The following is an 18,200-nucleotide window of genomic DNA, read 5'->3' on the forward strand; positions in this document are numbered from 1 at the left end:
CATCAAAACGCTATGAATTCACGTTAGGATACTGTTCGATTAAAAACAGTGGGTTCCCCCATTCGGAAATCTCCGGATCAAAGCTTACTTACAGCTCCCCGAAGCATATCGGTGTTAGTGCCGTCCTTCATCGGCTTCTAGTGCCAAGGCATCCGCCATGCGCCCTTAATAACTTAACCTAATTGATTCCAATCTGCTGCGTAATACTTTGTCAGCTACACTTGTTCGAATGCTCATGTACGTATGTACACTCCGCTTCTCACTGCGTTTGCTTTCGCGTCTTACTTGCATCTTGAAATAATTTTCACATAAGTCATTAAGCCTAAAAAATTAAAACTTAATAATTCAAAATCTATAAAAGAAATTTGTGTTTGTGTTACTTTCAATGTCGTTTTATCCAGTTTTCAAAGAACAATTTGGTGGAGCCTAGCGGGATCGAACCGCTGACCTCCTGCGTGCAAGGCAGGCGCTCTCCCAGCTGAGCTAAGGCCCCATTACGGGTATAAGATCTAAAATGGTGGGCCTAAATGGACTCGAACCATCGACCTCACGCTTATCAGGCGTGCGCTCTAACCAGCTGAGCTATAGGCCCATTTTAAAAGGTTTCATGAGCCTTCAAAACTAAACAGCAAGTAAGATAATCTGTATAAGACCCAAGGTCTTTTCCGTTATATTCCTTAGAAAGGAGGTGATCCAGCCGCACCTTCCGATACGGCTACCTTGTTACGACTTCACCCCAATCATCTATCCCACCTTAGGCGGCTGGCTCCTTACGGTTACCCCACCGACTTCGGGTGTTACAAACTCTCGTGGTGTGACGGGCGGTGTGTACAAGGCCCGGGAACGTATTCACCGCGGCATGCTGATCCGCGATTACTAGCGATTCCGGCTTCATGCAGGCGAGTTGCAGCCTACAATCCGAACTGAGAACGATTTTATGAGATTAGCTTACCCTCGCGAGTTTGCGACTCTTTGTATCGTCCATTGTAGCACGTGTGTAGCCCAGGTCATAAGGGGCATGATGATTTGACGTCATCCCCACCTTCCTCCGGTTTGTCACCGGCAGTCTCCTTAGAGTGCCCAACTAAATGATGGCAACTAAGAATAAGGGTTGCGCTCGTTGCGGGACTTAACCCAACATCTCACGACACGAGCTGACGACAACCATGCACCACCTGTCACCAATGTCCCCGAAGGGAAAATCCTATCTCTAGGACGGTCATTGGGATGTCAAGACCTGGTAAGGTTCTTCGCGTTGCTTCGAATTAAACCACATGCTCCACCGCTTGTGCGGGCCCCCGTCAATTCCTTTGAGTTTCAACCTTGCGGTCGTACTCCCCAGGCGGAGTGCTTAATGCGTTAGCTGCAGCACTAAGGGGCGGAAACCCCCTAACACTTAGCACTCATCGTTTACGGCGTGGACTACCAGGGTATCTAATCCTGTTTGCTCCCCACGCTTTCGCGCCTCAGTGTCAGTTACAGACCAGACAGTCGCCTTCGCCACTGGTGTTCCTCCAAATCTCTACGCATTTCACCGCTACACTTGGAATTCCACTATCCTCTTCTGCACTCAAGTTCCCCAGTTTCCAATGACCCTCCACGGTTGAGCCGTGGGCTTTCACATCAGACTTAAGAAACCACCTGCGCGCGCTTTACGCCCAATAAATCCGGACAACGCTTGCCACCTACGTATTACCGCGGCTGCTGGCACGTAGTTAGCCGTGGCTTTCTAATAAGGTACCGTCAAGGTACGTTCATTTCCTAACGTACTTGTTCTTCCCTTACAACAGAGTTTTACGATCCGAAAACCTTCATCACTCACGCGGCGTTGCTCCATCAGACTTTCGTCCATTGTGGAAGATTCCCTACTGCTGCCTCCCGTAGGAGTTTGGGCCGTGTCTCAGTCCCAATGTGGCCGATCACCCTCTCAGGTCGGCTATGCATCGTTGCCTTGGTAGGCCGTTACCCCACCAACTAGCTAATGCACCGCGGGCCCATCCTACAGTGACGCCGAAGCGCCTTTCAACTTCAAAACATGTGATTCGAAGGATTATTCGGTATTAGCCCAGGTTTCCCTGAGTTATCCCAATCTGTAGGGCAGGTTGCCCACGTGTTACTCACCCGTCCGCCGCTAAATCAGAGAAGCAAGCTTCTCGTCATTCGCTCGACTTGCATGTATTAGGCACGCCGCCAGCGTTCGTCCTGAGCCAGGATCAAACTCTCCATAAAAGTAGTTTGAAAGCTCATTTGCTTTGCTAGCGTTATCTTTTGATAACAATTGCTTATTCACTTAATGTGATAAGACTTGTTTGTGATTATCTTCTTGCTTGTTTAGTTTTCAAGGTTCATGGAGCGGGTGAGGAGAATCGAACTCCCGACAACAGCTTGGAAGGCTGTGGTTTTACCACTAAACTACACCCGCATATGGTGCGCCCGGCAGAAGTCGAATCCACAACCTTCTGATCCGTAGTCAGACGCTCTATCCAATTGAGCTACGGGCGCATAAAATAAATTATATTGTTTTAAAATGTTTTGGTGCGGTCGAGAGGACTTGAACCTCCACCGAGTTACCTCGACTAGGCCCTCAACCTAGCGCGTCTGCCATTCCGCCACGGCCGCATCTTCAAATTCGAGTTACTAGAATATCATATCAACTTAAATGTTATATGTCAATAACTTTTCAAAAGAAAATGGTGAGTCATGCAGGATTCGAACCTGCGACCCTCTGATTAAAAGTCAGATGCTCTACCAACTGAGCTAATGACTCGTGGTGAAATAAAAATGGCTGGGGTACCTGGATTCGAACCAGGGCATGACGGAATCAAAATCCGTTGCCTTACCGCTTGGCTATACCCCAATATTGAATTTATTTAAATGGCGGTCCGGACGGGACTCGAACCCGCGACCTCCTGCGTGACAGGCAGGCATTCTAACCAGCTGAACTACCGGACCAATATTTAAATGGTGACCCCTACGGGATTCGAACCCGTGTTACCGCCGTGAAAGGGCGGTGTCTTAACCGCTTGACCAAGGGGCCATGGCTCCGTTGGCAGGACTCGAACCTGCGACCCTCTGATTAACAGTCAGATGCTACTACCAACTGAGCTACAACGGAGTAATATGATGTCGTTCAAGTGCGTATCATCTTGTCGACTTTTACTATTATAAAGACCTTTCCTCAAAACGTCAACTACTTTTTCAAAAAAAGTTATTTTTTTAAATATATTCTTCCTGAACACTTGCTACAACAGTATTTTTGAATATTTATCTTTCTCATTCTAGGATAGTTTTGATGACAGCTTTCACAAATATATAGCCACTTCGATGTTGTGATTGGGCGACAATATCTTGGTGAACCTGTTTGTTTCAATAACATTTTAAAATCTAAATCTCTGTGTCGATACCCTTTTCCTTCTATATGTAAATGATAATGACAAAGTTCGTGTTTAATGATTCCTTCTACTTCTCGCTCTCCATACACTTCTAAATACTTTGGATTAATCTCAATATTATGTGTTTGTAATAAATAACGTCCTCCCGTTGTTCGAAGGCGTTTATTAAATACAGCTTGATGTCGAAATGGTTTTTTAAAGTATGTCATTGAAACTTCTTGTACCCATAAAGTTAATTGTTCATAATTCATATTCATTTCCTCCATAAAAAAATAAGAATGAATAAGCATATAGCCTTCTTCACTCTTACTCTTATAGTATAACTTATTTTTCAGGCACAATCATGGTTAATGATACGCGTCCTTTTTTCTCATCTACTTGATCTACATAGACAGTTACAATATCACCAAGTGCTACAACGTCTAAAGGATGTTTTACAAAACCTTTTTTCAATTTTGAAATATGAACTAAACCATCTTGCTTCACACCAATATCTACGAAGGCACCAAAGTCTACAACATTTCGGACAGTCCCTTGTAGCTCCATCCCTGCCTTTAAGTCTTCCATTTTTAAAACATCTTGCTTCAGTAATGGTTGCGGAAAAGCATCACGCGGGTCACGCGATGGCTTCATTAACATATCAATTACATCTTTAACCGTAATCTCACCCACATTAAAACGCTCTGATAGTTCAGCGATTGTAAAATGTGAAATCGCTTCTTCGGCTTCTTTTGTTCCAATCTGTTTTACTGTTAGCCCTGCTACTTCTAAAATAGATTTAGCTAATGCATAACTCTCTGGATGAATCCCTGTACCGTCTAAAGGGTTTTTCGCATCTGAAATACGTAAAAAACCAATCGCCTGTTCATACGTTTTTGCACCAAGACGTGGAATCTTCTTCAATTGTGTACGTGCAGTAAATTTACCTTGGTCACTTCTTACACGCACAATGTTCTCTGCTACCGTCTTTGACAACCCAGAAATATGTTGTAATAGTGATGAAGAAGCTGTATTGACATCCACACCTACTTGGTTTACAGCTGTTTCGACAACAAAATCAAGAGAAGATACTAGCTTCTTTTGTGATACATCATGTTGATACTGCCCTACTCCAACTGCCTTTGGTTCAATCTTAACCAGTTCTGCTAACGGATCTTGCAAACGACGCGCAATTGAAATCGCACTTCTTTGCTCTACTTGTAAATCAGGGAACTCGTCACGCGCTACCTCAGAAGCAGAGTACACACTTGCTCCTGCCTCATTCACAATGACATATGCCGTATTACTTGAAGCTTCTTTTAATACTTCTGCTACGAATGCTTCTGACTCACGTGATGCCGTACCATTACCAATCGCAATAATATCAATCGGATATTTATTTAATAGTTGAAGTAATGTATTTTTAGCTTCTTCTGGTTTTGCTTTAGGTGGATGTGGATAGATTACCGATAGGTCTAAAAACTTCCCTGTATCATCTACCACTGCTAATTTACAACCTGTACGATAAGCAGGATCTAAACCTAATACATATTTACCTTTCATTGGCGGTTGTAATAATAAGTTACGAAGATTTTCAGAGAAGATATGAATCGCTTGATTCTCAGCTTTCTCTGTTAATTCACTTCTCACTTCTCTTTCAATAGAAGGTGCAAGTAATCTTTTATAACTATCTGCAATTACTTCTTCTAAATACGCATGTGCCGGTGACGTTTTTGGTTTTAACCATTTATTTCGCATAGCCGTATGAATCTTTACAGGTTCTACGTGTATGCCCACTTTTAAAATTTCTTCTTTTTCACCACGATTCATCGCTAAAATACGATGTGGTACTACTTTTTTTAGTGGTTCTTCATAATCATAGTAAATCTCAAAAACGCTTTTTTCATCTTGAGTAGCATCTTTTACTGTAGTGCGAATCACACCATCTTGCCATGTGATTTTTCGAATTTGTTCACGAATAGTTGGTTCATCCGCAAACTGCTCTGCTAAAATATCACAAGCTCCTTGCAAAGCATCTTCTACTGTCACTACCTCTTCAGTTATAAACTGTTTCGCATATTTAATAGGTGATTCATTCGATTGTGTAAGTAACCATTCTGCAAAAGGTTCTAGACCTTTTGCTTTTGCGACTGTCGCTTTTGTTTTTCGTTTTTGTTTGTATGGACGATATAAATCTTCTACCTTCTTCAACACAGTAGCATCACGTATTGATTTTTCAAGTTCAGGTGTTAATTTTTGCTGCTCATTTATTAACCGTACCACTTCTTCTTTTCTTTGTTCAAGTTGTTGAATGTAATGGTGACGATCTTCTATATTTTTAATTTGTACTTCATCTAAAGAGCCTGTTACTTCTTTACGATAACGTGCAATAAAAGGAACTGTATTTCCTTCTTCTAATAATTCAATTACTTGATTCACTTGTTGTGGTTTAATATTTAACTCTTGCGCTATTAATTTATTCATAGTTACTCGTTCCATTTGAATCCCTCCAATATTAGTAGTGTATCAAAATACATAAAAAAAAGCCTATTCTACTTAGAATAGGCGTGCTGCGATTAAACTTGCATCATCGTTTTTTAAGGTTAAATAAGATGATTGTACTTGCTGCAATTTAATAAATTCATTCTCTAAAAGTAGGCTTCGAATATCTGTGATTTCTATCCCATCCGTATGTAATAAGAAAAAATCTCCTTTTTTATACTCTAACGCTTGTACAACAAAATGTTGAGTCCGTCCTGAAAGATAACCTCTCATCTGTCTCGGATAAATTACCTTACCTTCACTAGGTCGAAATATATAACAAGAAATGTTTCCAATACTCGCAAATTGAATATGGTTTCGTTGAAAACAAATTCGCATGACAGCAGCCACAGCGCCGCGTAACCCTAACATTTTTAAATCACTACGCCTAAGCAATTCACTTAATTCTAATTCGGGATTTTCTTCTAATTCTTTAATAACAACGGTAGCTGAAGCATTTGCTTCAGTACCGCTACCCAGACCATCTGCTATTGCTAAAATACAAATGTTCTCAAATAATTTAACAGTCAATGCATCACCACTAATAGTAGCATCATTTTTAGCTCGAATCATCGTTGTATAATGCATAAAATTATTTCTACCTTCTGTCTGCATAATTAGACACCCCCAGAAGAAATAATTGCTTGTTGTAATTTTTTTATGGCCTTTCTTTGAAGTCGTGAAACATGCATTTGAGATATCCCCAATCTTTCACCAGCTTCTTTTTGACTTAATTGTTCTAAATAAGTTAATTGAATGATTTGCTTTTCACGTTCTGAAAGGACGCTCATTGCATCTGCTACAATCATTCTTCGATTAGTTTTTTCGTACTCTTCATCTTCTCTTCCAACTACATCAAATAATGTAACCGTACTACCATCTGAATCAGACTCGATTGAATGATCCATCGAAAGAGCCTGATAACTTCGACTCATCTCCATCGCTTCTAACACTTCTTCTTCTGTTACTTCTAATCGTTCAGCAACTTCTGAAACTTTTGGCGAACGCTGCAATTCAGTTGTTAGTAATTCAACGGTCGATTTAATTCTTGGGCCTAATTCTTTGATTCTTCTAGGAACATGAACATCCCAAGTTTTATCTCGTAAGAAACGCTTAATTTCACCAATAATCGTAGGCACCGCAAAAGCTTCGAAACTTCTTCCAAAGTCTGGATCAAAACGTCTTATTGCTCCTAGTAAACCTAGCATACCTACTTGAACAATATCATCATGATAGGAACGTCCATTGGAATATTTTCGCGCAATTGATTCTACTAAATATTGATAATGTAATACCAAATTCGTTTGTGCATCATCATCTTCATTTTCTTGATACTTTTGGATCCATTCTAATACTTGTTCCTTAGAAGCAGATTTAGAAGGTGTCCGTTTCCACATGCTCCTTCACCTGCTCTCGTGCAACATATTTTGTCATGAAAACTGTAACACCGTTGTCATTTAAGACTTTTACTTCATCCATTAAGCTTTCGATTAAAAATAGGCCGAGGCCACCTTCTCTTATAAATTCTGCGTTTGTTTCTTCGTCGTAAGGTCCTACTTTTTCTCTAACTTCTTCAAAATCAAAGCTCTTACCGTAATCAGCAATCATAATTTCAATTTTATCAGTATATATAGCACAACCAACAACTACCTCACCTTGTTCTGCTTCTGGATAAGCATGTTGAATTGCATTCGTAATTGCTTCACTTGAAGCAATCTTAATATCTTCAATGTCATCGTATGAAAACCCAATTCGGTTTGCTAATCCTGAAATTGCCAATCTAGTTATTCCTACATATTGAGTTTTCGATGGTACTCTCATTTCGAAATAATCAAATTCTCTCATGGTCGTTCACAGCCCCTTCTTTCTCTATATGGATTACTCCGCTAAGACCTGTAATGTCAAACAATCTTTGTAAACGTTGAGATAGCCCTACCAAAACAAGTCTTCCTTTATTTGCTGTTACATTTTTGTAGAAAGCTACAATGACACCTAGTCCTGTACTGTCCATATAACTTACTTCTGACAAATTCAATTCAACTAGCATATCCTCTTGAATATCAACAGCTAATAATTCTTCTCTTAAACTCGGAGCAGTGAAAGCGTCAACTTCTCCACTCACCATACTTAACACCTTATTTTCCTCTTTATTAATCTCTATTTTAAAATTCATATTTTAGCACCCCAATTTTTTATAACAGTCTATTAATACTGAATACCTTTTTTTTAAACATCTTAAACATAGGCTAATCATCTTCTTTTTTCAATACAACAAAAGTTAGGTCATCTGCAAGATTTTGGAACTGTGATAATTTTTCAATCTCATGGAAAATAGCCTCTGCTAATTGCTGTGGTATTTTGTCTTTATGTTTAAAAATCAAATCGGTTAATTCAGACTTTTCTAAAAACCGATCGTCCACCCTACATTCAGTTACACCATCTGTCATAATAATTACCATATCGCCTTTTGCCAACTGTACACTTCTCTCTTGGTTATGAACATCAGGTAATACGCCTAATAATAGACCTTCAGACTCTAGTTCAATAAATTTACCATCTTTTGCACGATACAATAATGCAGGTTCATGTCCAGCTGAGCAATAAGTAAATGTAGATTGCACGACATCATATCGTCCATAAAACATGGAAATGAACATATTATCATCTACAGTTTTTTCTACAATGCGATTTAAAACATCCATAGCATAAGAGGGGCTGATACTCGGCTGCCCAAGTGTATCTAAACCATTCTTAACCATAGACATACAAAGTGCAGCCGGAATACCTTTTCCTACTACATCCGCGACACCTACTCCGACAAAACGTTTGGAATCTCCTTGGTAATAGATATAATCTCCATTCATTTTTCGAGCTGGAACAGAGATACTCCCAATAGAAAGACCATCAATTGTTGGAATCGTCGTTTTTAACATTGTCTTTTGAACATTCGCAGCAAGTTCTAGTTCATGATCCATTTCTTCCTGGTTCTTCAACAAAATTTTATGTTCACGTAAAGCTAAACCATATTGAATCATAAATTCAGTTAAAAAGTCCAAAGCATTTTTCATACCATCCGTAAACTCTTCACTACCTTCATAAATTTCCGCAAGAGAATCTTTATGAATACTAATTACTTCTTCTGGTGTAATATCTTTTTGTACCAAACGCCTGCTAAAGTTTTGACCTAAATATAAATTACGCTCAGTTTGATACTGTAAATATTGTCCTAGAAGCATTGTGTACTGTTTTTTTATTTCATTTGTCATGCACTCATCACTTCCTCATCGGAGCCATTTAATGATTCTCACAATTGTTCCTTCATTGACGGTCGTTTGAATGTCAAATTCATCCATTAATCTGCGCACACCTGGCAAACCAGCACCTAGACCTTGAGAAGTTGAATAACCGTCTTGCATGACAAGACGAATATCTTCAATACCTGGTCCTTCATCTTGTGCAACAATTTTAATCCCTTTTGTACCGCTCATATCAATTGTTTCAATCAGTATTCGGCCTTTATCTGCATATAAATAGATATTTCGTGCTAATTCACTAATCGCAGTCGTAATACGCGCCTGGTCTACCGCGCCAAATCCAATACGCTTCGCTTCGTTTCTTCCAAGCTGACGTGCCTCAACAATATCCCACTCTGTTAATATTTCAACAAAAGATTCACTCATATCTTTCTGCCCCCCAGCGCTTTCTGGAGTTTCGTAAGACCACCTTCTAAATCAAGTGCTGTAATAACGTCTTTCAAATAAATTCCTAACTCCACCAGTGTAATAGCTATACTAGGTTGAATACCAGTAATTGTTACTTTTGCTCCCATCAAGGAGGTCATACGAATAATGTCGCCCAAAATACGAGCAATAAAGGAATCAATAAATTCAATACAACTTAAGTCAATTACAACTCCTCTAGCTTTTACTTCACTCAACTTTTGTAAAAGATCCGTTTGAAATTGCATAGCTGTAGGATCATCTAATTCTGATTGAATCGATACAATTAGACAATCTTGTAATTTTAAAATTGGGATGTTTAGCACCATTAATGAATCACCTCACGAATGCATCGATTTGTCTCTTCTAGTGCTTTCTCTATTCCTTCTTGAAGTGTTCCCAATGTCGTGACATCTGATAAATCAACACCCAACTGGACAATCGTTTGCGCAATTTCAGGCCGGATTCCTACTAACATACTTTTACCACCTACAATATGAATAGCATTTACGACTTCTATTAAATGATGAGCTACCACTGTATCAAGAACTAGCAAACCGGTAATATCAATTAGTACAACTTCTGATTTATTCGATACAACTGCATGTAAAACATTTTCCATAATTTGCTTTGCTCGATCTCTATCAATAGCACCAATAATTGGAATGACAATTACGCGATCAAATACAGGAATAATGGGTGTAGATAGTTCCTGTAAGGCAATTTTTTGTAAATGAATAATTTTATTATAGCGTTCTTGTTCATACTTTAATAATTCTATAGATAGAGAATGAACTATTTTACGTAAATATTGCAAAATCTCCATTGACTCTGCTGGCTTTTTATCTTTTTGATTCCGCAATACATAATATGTACTCGTTTCAAAAGCCTCGATAAAGGGAAATAATTGGACAGCTGTTCTATTAAGTGTTCCTAATTCTCGGACAAATTTTTGGATATCTAAATGATTCAAAAAATTTCTGATGTATCTCATCGTTTGCTCTAGCATCTTTTCAAATAATTCTTCTTGAAGACTACCCGTAGCCATCTCTGACTCATCAGCCCTTAATTGTTCTTGCCAAACATCTTCAACTTCTTGTAAATGATTTTTTAAAAATCGAATCGTGGCTTTTTCCAATCAATACCCCTCCCTATCTGTTATATATGCAATTGTATCTCAAATCTTACATTTATTCACTTTTTATTCCTTGTTTTATAAAAATCGAGAAAGCACCACTAATACTATTACCATTTTTAAGAAATTAAAAACACCAGATTAAAAAACCTGATGTTTTCACTCTATGTATAGCTTTTAAAATTTTAATAACCCTAAACTAATAGCCAAAGCATCTTCTACTTCTTTCATCAGTGGCTGATCCAGTTGTGTAATTTTGTCAGTCAAACGTGATTTATCAATCGTACGTAGTTGTTCTAATAAAATAACTGAATCTCGTTCAAATCCGTATTTCTTTGCATCAATTTCGACATGGGTTGGTAACTTTGCTTTTTGAATTTGCGCTGTAATTGCTGCGATAATCACCGTAGGACTAAAGCGATTCCCGATATCGTTTTGAATTACCAAAACTGGTCGAGTACCGCCTTGTTCTGATCCCACTACTGGTGATAAGTCAGCAAAAAAAACGTCTCCACGTTTTACATTCAAATTGTCATCCTCCGCAAACGAGTCGCTCCACCATATGTTCTGCTTCATATTCTAAATGTAGACATTCGCTACATATAGTTAAGTTAATTTGAGACATTTCGGCATATCCCTTAACCATAGCTTCTCGTATATCATTTTTATGAGTCATCTTTTTATATCGTTTCGTTGGTACATATAAATTTTGTTCAGACATAATAGATTGTTGATAAGCTTGCTCGATGTTCTCTGTAACTATATTTGATGATTTCGGTAGAATCGTTTCATTTATACTGTTTTGAACCACAGCTCGCACCTCCAAAAAGTTCCCTTTTATCATATCGAAATTTTCTATGTTAGAACAATCTTATCATTCTAGCAATAGAAAGGAAAGGTCTTTTCTAAGAGTTATGCCATAAAAAAATAGATTTCTCTAAATTTATAACATTTTTTTATCATTCTTTATAATAAACTCTCGGCACGCGTGCAGTCAGTATACATGCTATTTCATATGGAATTGTATGAAGGCGATCTGCCCATTCTTGCATCGTAATTTGGTCTGTTCCTTGTTTACCAATCAAAACTACTTTTTCACTTAATGGGAAACTATGAGGTAATCGAACCATTAACTGATCCATACAAATTCTACCTACGATTGGTACGCGAACACCGCCTACAAGAACTTCTTGCCCTTGTAAACCACGTAACACACCATCAGCATAACCAATTGGTAAAGTTGCAATCCATTCACCATCTTCTTGCGCTTCATAGGTTGCACCGTATCCTACGTGTTCACCCTTTTTCAATTGTTTCACGTGAACAATCTCTGTTTCAAGTTGAAGTGCTGGATGAATTGTAAAAGGTAGATGTTCTCCTACATAACTTGAAGGTAGTAAGCCATACATAGAGATACCAAAGCGAACTGCATCAAACTCTACATGGTCTTTTGTTAAAGAAGCTGCTGTGTTTGCTGCATGAACTAAACGAGGTTTGGTTGGTAATTGATTGACTAAGTGTATAAACACATCTTTTTGTTGGTCATAGTATGTAGAGTCTTCCTCGTCTGCTGTTGCAAAATGCGTGAAAACACCATCAAGTTCAAACTGGGGGGATGATTGAATACCATGATATAGTGCGAGCATCTCTTGTTCATTTCGCACGCCAATTCTTCCCATCCCACTATCAACTTTCATATGTACTTTAACAGGAACGTCTAAAGTTGAAAATTGTTCTTTCGCCGCTCCTAACCAATCCATTGAAAAGACTGTTAGTGTAATATGCTCTTTCGCTGCAAATGGAATAAACGAAACGGGTACGGCGCCTAATACTAAAATCGGTATTTTTGAAAACACTTCTCTAAGGTGTAAAGCTTCATCTGGCGTAGCAACTGCTAACATCGTAACCCCTGCTTCAATCGCTGCTTTTGAGACTTCTACATCTCCATGTCCATATGCATTTGCTTTCACAACTGCAATAATTTCAGCGTCTGTATGTAAGTGATTTCGTAACCCTTTAATATTTTTTTGTATAGCTGTCAGATCAACATGAGCTGTTGTTGGTCTAAAATGTGTCATGTTCATTACCTCTTTTTATTTTTTATTCGTACTAAGGTAAAGAATGTATATACCAACATTCTTTGTTTACCCTACTTTTTCAGAAAATAACCATTTATTGTGAATTTCTTTCCATTAAAATGACTTGAGCAGCAGCATATTCTTTCGAATGTGTGATACTAACTAATCCATCTACTTTTTGTTGCTTGAAATAAAGAATAGGTTGTCCTTTTTCATTTGGCAATATTTCAATATCGTGTAACTTACAATCTCGTCCTAACCCTGTGCCATTCGCTTTTGAATAAGCCTCTTTTGCTGAAAAACGCCCAGCTAAAAACTCAAGTTGTCTTCTTGTTTTTAATTGCTCAAAAATAGCCATTTCACGCTCTGTTAAAATACGCATTTTAAACTTAGGGCTTAGATCATTTGATTTTTGAATACGTGCAATTTCAACTATATCCAAGCCAATTCCTTTAATCATCTTCGCTTCTCCCTTCTCTCTACGAACTGTTCCATGTATAATATTTATATTACACGATGAGGTGACAAAATGTTTAATCGAACTGAAAATCTTTCACTTTATATTAAAAAGTACCCCGTAATTTCTGTTTTAATCGGTATGAACTTGGTCGTATATCTACTTGGTTTGATTCCAGGTATAGGAAACAATCTATATGCTCTTGGTATCGCATATAATTATTCCATCTCTCAAGGTGAGTATTGGCGACTTATTACAGCCATGTTTTTACATGGTGGCTTCTTACACTTACTTTTCAACATGTTTGGTTTATATGTATTCGGTCCTGAGTTAGAGCAATTAGCCGGTAAGTTACGATTCTTCTCCATCTATTTCATCTCAGGTTTACTGGCAAATGTTGCAACCTATGTTGTTGAGCCACTAAACTATGCTTCACTTGGTGCAAGCGGTGCAATCTTTGGTATTTTTGGCGCTTACTTAGCATTGGTATATCACACGCGCAAAATTTTACCGCAACTAAAACAATTAATCATTCCTTTAGTCGCAATTTCTGTTATTATGACATTCGTCCAATCAAACATTAATATTACAGCTCACTTAGTTGGATTAGCTGTCGGTTTTATTTTGGGAATGTTCCAATTTACACCAAAACGTATCCGTCGTTTTAGAGAAAAATAAAAAATGAGAAGTAGCTTGTTCGCTACTTCTCATTTTTTTATTTATTCGGTTGATACCATTTAAATAGTTGACTGATCGCTTGTAAATCAAAATGCTTCAGGTGTGCTGTAAAACCTGTCGTACTCGACATAATATGAACATGGCATGAAGCGATATCCTTTCGCTCAGCAAAATAACTCTGTGTTACGCGCATCGATTGAATTCGATTCTTCTGCACAACAAATGTTGTTTTACTGAAATAACGATGTACAATCGTTAACTGTAAATGATTTACTGCAAAACCAGCTGTTTTATACTGCCAATATGCACGCAACAGTATAAGCGGAATCAGTACAATACTCCACATACCATATGGATAGAAGTAATAACTAACGAATCCAACTGGAATAAGTGGTACATAGATTGGATTTAATAAATAACGAATTAAAGACTTCTTTGGCACCTTTGTATACGTTGTTTCCCAAACGTACTCGGGGAATAATTCTTGTAAAATACGAATTGCATTTTTCTTTTTTATGAAAGGTAGTAGGACGACTTGATCTTCTTTTTCATCGCCTGAACCACCTGCACTATCAATAATGACACGACAGTAACCAAATAATTGACGAATTGGATTTTCGATTATACGAATTCCTTGTACACGATTCATTTGAAGTGTCGTTCTCTTTTTCTCTAAAAGCCCCTTTGATAAAAAGAGCTGTTCTTCTGTTCTTTCAAGTTTAAAACCGTAGTTCACAAAATAAGAAATGAGAATTGCTACTGCCCATGATAATAAAATAGCCCCTAATACAATTAAAATAATAAAGAGGACTCCAAAACGAACAATATTCTGCACCTCTCCGTAAATGCGCTCGTATGGAATAAAATCATTAAACTGTGAAGCAATTGCAGCGACAGCAGAGAATAAAATCCCCATACTACTCGAAGTTGTTGCTAATAAAATTAATTCCTTCGTGTTGATTTGATAGATAAACTCTTTTTCAATACGAATTTCAGCGACATCTTCGATTGTACCATCCTGAGCTACAACCACTTCTTGTTTTGCTTTTTTCATTTCAAGTTCAATTCGACTGGCTTGCTCGCGGGTAATCGCAGTCAAACTTACTTCTGCATCTGCTGAACCGCCAGCTGTTTCAACATCCACACGTACTAATTTAAAAGGTCTATGTAAAATCCCTTCTTTATAGTTCAATGTTTGAATGCGTTCAAATGGAATATACCGTTTATTTTTTACGAATAAACCATATTCGATTCGCAACTCGCCATCTTCAAACCAATAAATAAATTTACGCCATTTAATCCATGCAAAGATAAAAACAATGCATAAGAAGAGAATCGCTCCTCCGAGAACAAAAAGCGTCGGATAAAAATTCTCACCGTCTGATGGGTCTAAACTAAGCTCTAATTTTGTACTAAATACAAAAATGACAACAGGTAATAATAATGTTTTAATCGCATTAAAAAAATTAATGGCGATTGTAATAGGGTGTAGACGCATAACTTGTTCATTAGACATCTTCTTCAGCCACCCTTGCTAATTTAGAAATTCTTCTTCGTAATTCATCTGCTTCTTCCATTTGTAAAGCAGGAATCGTATGTGTAGTTGCTGCAGTTGAAATCGAAATTTCTGCTAAATTATACTTCTTTAAAATCGGTCCTTGCACCGTATCAACATGCTGTACACGAATCATCGGTACGAGTGTTCTCTCAACTACAAACAACCCTGATTGCACTTCAATTTCCTGTTCACGCACTTCATAACGCCAGCGCTGCCAACGAATTTTCGGAAATAAGTAAATACCACAAAAAGCTTCAATTACCCATAACCCTAAAACTGTATATGGAATCCATTTATACCATTCAAAATAATACGTTAAGAAAAAAATAAGAGCAGTAATTAATAATGCAATGCCCGAAAAAATACATGCATGAATTCGCCAAACGGTTAATCCTTTTGAATCAATTTGATATTTTAATTCATCCACCTTAGATATGCCTCCTTTTCCAAAGATTTGGAATCTACTTAATTATACGTATTATAACAAAAAGCGTTCCATTTTTTATGTATAAAAAAACTCATGAATCGCTCGAAAGCCATTCATGAGTTGTATATGTTGATTAATCTTCGCTTGAGCGACGACGACGTTCGCCACCACGGTTATCACGACGACGATCTCCGCCACGTGAACCACCATCACGACGTTCGCTTGAAGAACGTTCACCGCGTGAACCACCGCGACGATCTCCACCGCCACTACGTGAGCCACCACGACGATCTCCACCGCGTGAACCGCCACTACGTGAACCACCACGGTATCCACCGCCGCTACGTCCACCACGTGAACCGCCACCATTTCCGCCGCCACGACGCATTGGTAATGGACGCTCTTCAGAAATTTGGATTGGTGTATCATCTGGCTCGTTCGTTAATGATTTAAGAGCTGCTGCAACTAAATCAATTGCATCATTTGTAGCTAATAAGTCTTCAGCCATACTGCGGTAACCACTCGCATTATTTTTATTAACTAACTCTTGTAATTGTTCAACAGCTAATTTCTTTTGTCCTACTAAAGCTTCATCAGCAGTAGGTGGTTTTAAAGGTGTCATACGTTTTTTCGTTGTTTCTTCAACGATACGTAAGTAACCCATTTCACGAGGTGTTACGAATGTAACTGCCATACCTGATTTACCAGCACGACCTGTACGACCAATACGGTGAACGTATGATTCTGGATCTTGTGGAATATCAAAGTTGTAAACGTGTGTTACACCTGAAATATCTAAACCACGAGCTGCTACGTCTGTTGCTACTAATACATCAATTTTATTTTCTTTGAATTGACGTAATACAGAAAGACGTTTTGCTTGAGATAAGTCACCGTGAATACCTTCAGCAAGGTAACCGCGAATGCTTAATGCGTGAGATAATTCATCTACACGACGTTTTGTACGACCAAATACGATTGCAAGTTCTGGTTGATGTACGTTTAATAAACGAGATAGAACGTCGAATTTTTCGCGTTCTTGTGCTTTTACGAAGAATTGCTCAATGTTATCCACTGTTAATTCTTTTGCTTTAATTTTTACGCTTTCTGGCTCAGTCATGAATGTATCTGCAATTTTACGAATTGCTGGAGGCATTGTTGCTGAGAATAAAAGTGTTTGGCGCTCAGCCGGTACGTTTTCAAGAATTGCATTGATATCCTCAATGAATCCCATGTTTAACATTTCGTCTGCTTCATCTAATACTAACGTTTCAACGTTTTCTAGTTTAAGCGTACGACGTTTGATATGGTCTAAAATACGTCCTGGAGTACCTACGATAATTTGTGGTTTATTTTTTAATGCACGAATTTGGCGGCTAATGTCTTGTCCACCGTATACAGAAAGAATACGAGCACGTTTACCGTGACCAATTTTGTAGATTTCTTCTGAGCATTGGATGGCTAATTCGCGTGTAGGAGCAATTACTAATGCTTGAATTGCTTGATTTTTAGGGTCAATTTTTTCGATTAGTGGTACACCAAATGCTACTGTTTTACCAGTACCAGTTTGTGCTTGTCCGATGATATCGTTGCCTGCAATTGCTAGTGGAATTGTACCTTCTTGGATTGGTGTTGCTGATTCGAATCCCATGCGTTCTAGGGATTTTAATGTTGATTCGCTAATATTTAGTTCTGAAAAATTTGTCAAACTTCTCATTCTCCTTTTTCGTGTTTGAATTTGACAAATGGTTACATTTTCAGATGAAAACTAGGGCAAATCGAGCCTCATGTTAGGAAAATCCCTTAACTATTATATCTCTGTGGAATGCAGAGTAACTTTAGATAAAATAAAGCCCGGTCTTTGCCGAGCGGTTCAATTCTACGCTTTTTAACGGTAATATAGAATCGACCGTAATGTTCAAAAAAAAAGTACTCTCTCATCAATGTATGGAGAGTCTTCATATAAAATGTATCCATTGCTCTAATCATTCTAACACGACATAGACTTGTATGCAATCAATTACAATCAGGCATAATATTCTGATTTCTTTTATCGGCTATTATAAATTGAAATACCCGTTCAAACCACTCGTTTTGATTGTCACTATAACAAATATGATGTTCACTACTTTTTGAAAAATACATTTGCTTATCAACCGATTGAATCTGCTCATATAAAAATGATGCCGCTTCCTTTGGTGCAACACCATCTTTTTCACCTTGTATAATCATCGTT

General features: G+C 38.1%; 19 protein-coding genes, 10 tRNA genes and 2 rRNA genes (1 of these 31 cut by a window edge). 1 reads left to right on the forward strand and 30 read right to left on the reverse strand.

The window, feature by feature from the left end; genetic code table 11:
* The 26 genes from MHB75_RS10845 to acpS form a co-directional block, all read right to left on the reverse strand.
* A 23S ribosomal RNA gene (locus MHB75_RS10845) occupies nt 1-179 on the reverse strand; it reaches 2,751 nt to the left of the window's first position.
* A 238-nt stretch (nt 180-417) separates the two neighbouring features.
* Nucleotides 418-493 (reverse strand) — tRNA-Ala (locus MHB75_RS10850).
* Between the two features lie 22 nt (nt 494-515).
* Nucleotides 516-592 (reverse strand) — tRNA-Ile (locus MHB75_RS10855).
* Nucleotides 593-681: 89 nt separating this feature from the next.
* Nucleotides 682-2,229 (reverse strand): 16S ribosomal RNA (locus MHB75_RS10860).
* Together the 16S and 23S rRNA genes with 10 tRNA genes alongside form the textbook arrangement of a ribosomal RNA operon.
* 119 nt (nt 2,230-2,348) lie before the next feature.
* Nucleotides 2,349-2,422: transfer RNA gene (locus MHB75_RS10865), tRNA-Gly, on the reverse strand.
* A gap of 3 nt (nt 2,423-2,425) precedes the next feature.
* Nucleotides 2,426-2,502, reverse strand: a tRNA-Arg gene (locus MHB75_RS10870).
* Between the two features lie 31 nt (nt 2,503-2,533).
* Nucleotides 2,534-2,619 (reverse strand) — tRNA-Leu (locus MHB75_RS10875).
* Between the two features lie 72 nt (nt 2,620-2,691).
* Nucleotides 2,692-2,767: transfer RNA gene (locus tag MHB75_RS10880), tRNA-Lys, on the reverse strand.
* A 15-nt stretch (nt 2,768-2,782) separates the two neighbouring features.
* Nucleotides 2,783-2,857 (reverse strand) — tRNA-Gln (locus MHB75_RS10885).
* A gap of 18 nt (nt 2,858-2,875) precedes the next feature.
* Nucleotides 2,876-2,952 (reverse strand) — tRNA-Asp (locus tag MHB75_RS10890).
* A gap of 10 nt (nt 2,953-2,962) precedes the next feature.
* Nucleotides 2,963-3,037: transfer RNA gene (locus MHB75_RS10895), tRNA-Glu, on the reverse strand.
* 1 nt (nt 3,038) lies between these two features.
* Nucleotides 3,039-3,115: transfer RNA gene (locus tag MHB75_RS10900), tRNA-Asn, on the reverse strand.
* Between the two features lie 93 nt (nt 3,116-3,208).
* Nucleotides 3,209-3,643, reverse strand: coding sequence for a SprT family protein (locus tag MHB75_RS10905; RefSeq protein WP_141274062.1), 435 nt, complete (start codon nt 3,641-3,643; stop codon nt 3,209-3,211).
* Between the two features lie 73 nt (nt 3,644-3,716).
* Nucleotides 3,717-5,870: a Tex family protein gene (locus MHB75_RS10910; protein WP_340997671.1), complete on the reverse strand. Its 2,154-nt coding sequence runs from the start codon at nt 5,868-5,870 to the stop codon at nt 3,717-3,719.
* Nucleotides 5,871-5,927: 57 nt separating this feature from the next.
* Nucleotides 5,928-6,527, reverse strand: a complete 600-nt coding sequence (locus tag MHB75_RS10915; protein ID WP_285215491.1) for a SpoIIE family protein phosphatase — start codon at nt 6,525-6,527, stop codon at nt 5,928-5,930.
* Between the two features lie 2 nt (nt 6,528-6,529).
* On the reverse strand, nt 6,530-7,309 hold the full coding sequence (sigB, locus tag MHB75_RS10920) for an RNA polymerase sigma factor SigB (RefSeq protein ID WP_068450609.1): 780 nt from the start codon (nt 7,307-7,309) through the stop codon (nt 6,530-6,532).
* Complete coding sequence (gene rsbW, locus MHB75_RS10925) at nt 7,287-7,757, reverse strand: anti-sigma B factor RsbW (protein WP_068450608.1); 471 nt, start codon at nt 7,755-7,757, stop codon at nt 7,287-7,289. The genes sigB and rsbW overlap by 23 nt, the downstream gene beginning before the upstream one ends.
* Nucleotides 7,744-8,085, reverse strand: a complete 342-nt coding sequence (locus MHB75_RS10930) for an anti-sigma factor antagonist (protein WP_141274059.1) — start codon at nt 8,083-8,085, stop codon at nt 7,744-7,746. The genes rsbW and MHB75_RS10930 overlap by 14 nt, the downstream gene beginning before the upstream one ends.
* 73 nt (nt 8,086-8,158) lie before the next feature.
* Nucleotides 8,159-9,178, reverse strand: a complete 1,020-nt coding sequence (locus tag MHB75_RS10935) for a PP2C family protein-serine/threonine phosphatase (protein ID WP_285215492.1) — start codon at nt 9,176-9,178, stop codon at nt 8,159-8,161.
* A gap of 15 nt (nt 9,179-9,193) precedes the next feature.
* On the reverse strand, nt 9,194-9,592 hold the full coding sequence (locus tag MHB75_RS10940) for an anti-sigma regulatory factor (RefSeq protein WP_087681120.1): 399 nt from the start codon (nt 9,590-9,592) through the stop codon (nt 9,194-9,196).
* Nucleotides 9,589-9,960: an STAS domain-containing protein gene (locus MHB75_RS10945; RefSeq protein ID WP_141274057.1), complete on the reverse strand. Its 372-nt coding sequence runs from the start codon at nt 9,958-9,960 to the stop codon at nt 9,589-9,591. The genes MHB75_RS10940 and MHB75_RS10945 overlap by 4 nt, the downstream gene beginning before the upstream one ends.
* Complete coding sequence (locus tag MHB75_RS10950; RefSeq protein ID WP_340997676.1) at nt 9,960-10,769, reverse strand: STAS domain-containing protein; 810 nt, start codon at nt 10,767-10,769, stop codon at nt 9,960-9,962. The genes MHB75_RS10945 and MHB75_RS10950 overlap by 1 nt, the downstream gene beginning before the upstream one ends.
* Before the next feature lie 174 nt (nt 10,770-10,943).
* Entirely contained in the window at nt 10,944-11,294 is a 351-nt protein-coding gene (locus MHB75_RS10955) for a type II toxin-antitoxin system PemK/MazF family toxin (protein ID WP_068450600.1), read from the reverse strand.
* A gap of 4 nt (nt 11,295-11,298) precedes the next feature.
* Nucleotides 11,299-11,577 carry a transcriptional regulator gene (locus tag MHB75_RS10960; RefSeq protein WP_255314754.1) on the reverse strand — a complete coding sequence of 93 codons (279 nt, stop codon included), beginning with the start codon at nt 11,575-11,577 and terminating at the stop codon, nt 11,299-11,301.
* Between the two features lie 148 nt (nt 11,578-11,725).
* Nucleotides 11,726-12,844, reverse strand: coding sequence for an alanine racemase (alr, locus tag MHB75_RS10965; protein WP_445667004.1), 1,119 nt, complete (start codon nt 12,842-12,844; stop codon nt 11,726-11,728).
* Between the two features lie 94 nt (nt 12,845-12,938).
* On the reverse strand, nt 12,939-13,304 hold the full coding sequence (gene acpS / locus MHB75_RS10970) for a holo-ACP synthase (protein ID WP_340997678.1): 366 nt from the start codon (nt 13,302-13,304) through the stop codon (nt 12,939-12,941).
* 69 nt (nt 13,305-13,373) lie between these two features.
* Between acpS and MHB75_RS10975 the strand changes: the two genes are divergently transcribed.
* Nucleotides 13,374-13,979, forward strand: coding sequence for a rhomboid family intramembrane serine protease (locus tag MHB75_RS10975; protein ID WP_068450596.1), 606 nt, complete (start codon nt 13,374-13,376; stop codon nt 13,977-13,979).
* 37 nt (nt 13,980-14,016) lie between these two features.
* Here MHB75_RS10975 and MHB75_RS10980 read toward each other — a convergent pair whose 3' ends face one another.
* From MHB75_RS10980 to MHB75_RS10995, 4 genes are all read right to left on the reverse strand, one after another.
* Nucleotides 14,017-15,495 (reverse strand): PH domain-containing protein, encoded by a 1,479-nt coding sequence (locus MHB75_RS10980; RefSeq protein WP_340997680.1) that lies wholly within the window; start codon nt 15,493-15,495, stop codon nt 14,017-14,019.
* Nucleotides 15,488-15,964: a PH domain-containing protein gene (locus MHB75_RS10985; RefSeq protein ID WP_141274051.1), complete on the reverse strand. Its 477-nt coding sequence runs from the start codon at nt 15,962-15,964 to the stop codon at nt 15,488-15,490. The genes MHB75_RS10980 and MHB75_RS10985 overlap by 8 nt, the downstream gene beginning before the upstream one ends.
* Before the next feature lie 133 nt (nt 15,965-16,097).
* Entirely contained in the window at nt 16,098-17,672 is a 1,575-nt protein-coding gene (locus MHB75_RS10990; RefSeq protein ID WP_068450588.1) for a DEAD/DEAH box helicase, read from the reverse strand.
* Between the two features lie 308 nt (nt 17,673-17,980).
* Nucleotides 17,981-18,196: a hypothetical protein gene (locus MHB75_RS10995; protein ID WP_340997683.1), complete on the reverse strand. Its 216-nt coding sequence runs from the start codon at nt 18,194-18,196 to the stop codon at nt 17,981-17,983.
* Nucleotides 18,197-18,200 lie beyond the last annotated feature (4 nt).

It is taken from the genome of Kurthia sp. FSL E2-0154, from assembly GCF_038003625.1.
In the GTDB taxonomy this organism is placed as follows: domain Bacteria; phylum Bacillota; class Bacilli; order Bacillales_A; family Planococcaceae; genus Kurthia; species Kurthia gibsonii.

Bases quoted from the DNA above. Each gene is read 5' to 3' on its own strand.
- MHB75_RS10905 (WP_141274062.1), bottom strand. From the start codon at position 3,643: ATGAATTATGAACAATTAACTTTATGGGTACAAGAAGTTTCAATGACA.
- MHB75_RS10910 (WP_340997671.1), bottom strand. From the start codon at position 5,870: ATGGAACGAGTAACTATGAATAAATTAATAGCGCAAGAGTTAAATATT.
- MHB75_RS10915 (WP_285215491.1), bottom strand. From the start codon at position 6,527: ATGCAGACAGAAGGTAGAAATAATTTTATGCATTATACAACGATGATT.
- sigB (WP_068450609.1), bottom strand. From the start codon at position 7,309: ATGTGGAAACGGACACCTTCTAAATCTGCTTCTAAGGAACAAGTATTA.
- rsbW (WP_068450608.1), bottom strand. From the start codon at position 7,757: ATGAGAGAATTTGATTATTTCGAAATGAGAGTACCATCGAAAACTCAA.
- MHB75_RS10930 (WP_141274059.1), bottom strand. From the start codon at position 8,085: ATGAATTTTAAAATAGAGATTAATAAAGAGGAAAATAAGGTGTTAAGT.
- MHB75_RS10935 (WP_285215492.1), bottom strand. From the start codon at position 9,178: ATGACAAATGAAATAAAAAAACAGTACACAATGCTTCTAGGACAATAT.
- MHB75_RS10940 (WP_087681120.1), bottom strand. From the start codon at position 9,592: ATGAGTGAATCTTTTGTTGAAATATTAACAGAGTGGGATATTGTTGAG.
- MHB75_RS10945 (WP_141274057.1), bottom strand. From the start codon at position 9,960: ATGGTGCTAAACATCCCAATTTTAAAATTACAAGATTGTCTAATTGTA.
- alr (WP_445667004.1), bottom strand. From the start codon at position 12,844: ATGACACATTTTAGACCAACAACAGCTCATGTTGATCTGACAGCTATA.
- acpS (WP_340997678.1), bottom strand. From the start codon at position 13,304: ATGATTAAAGGAATTGGCTTGGATATAGTTGAAATTGCACGTATTCAA.
- MHB75_RS10975 (WP_068450596.1), top strand. From the start codon at position 13,374: ATGTTTAATCGAACTGAAAATCTTTCACTTTATATTAAAAAGTACCCC.
- MHB75_RS10980 (WP_340997680.1), bottom strand. From the start codon at position 15,495: ATGTCTAATGAACAAGTTATGCGTCTACACCCTATTACAATCGCCATT.
- MHB75_RS10995 (WP_340997683.1), bottom strand. From the start codon at position 18,196: ATGATTATACAAGGTGAAAAAGATGGTGTTGCACCAAAGGAAGCGGCA.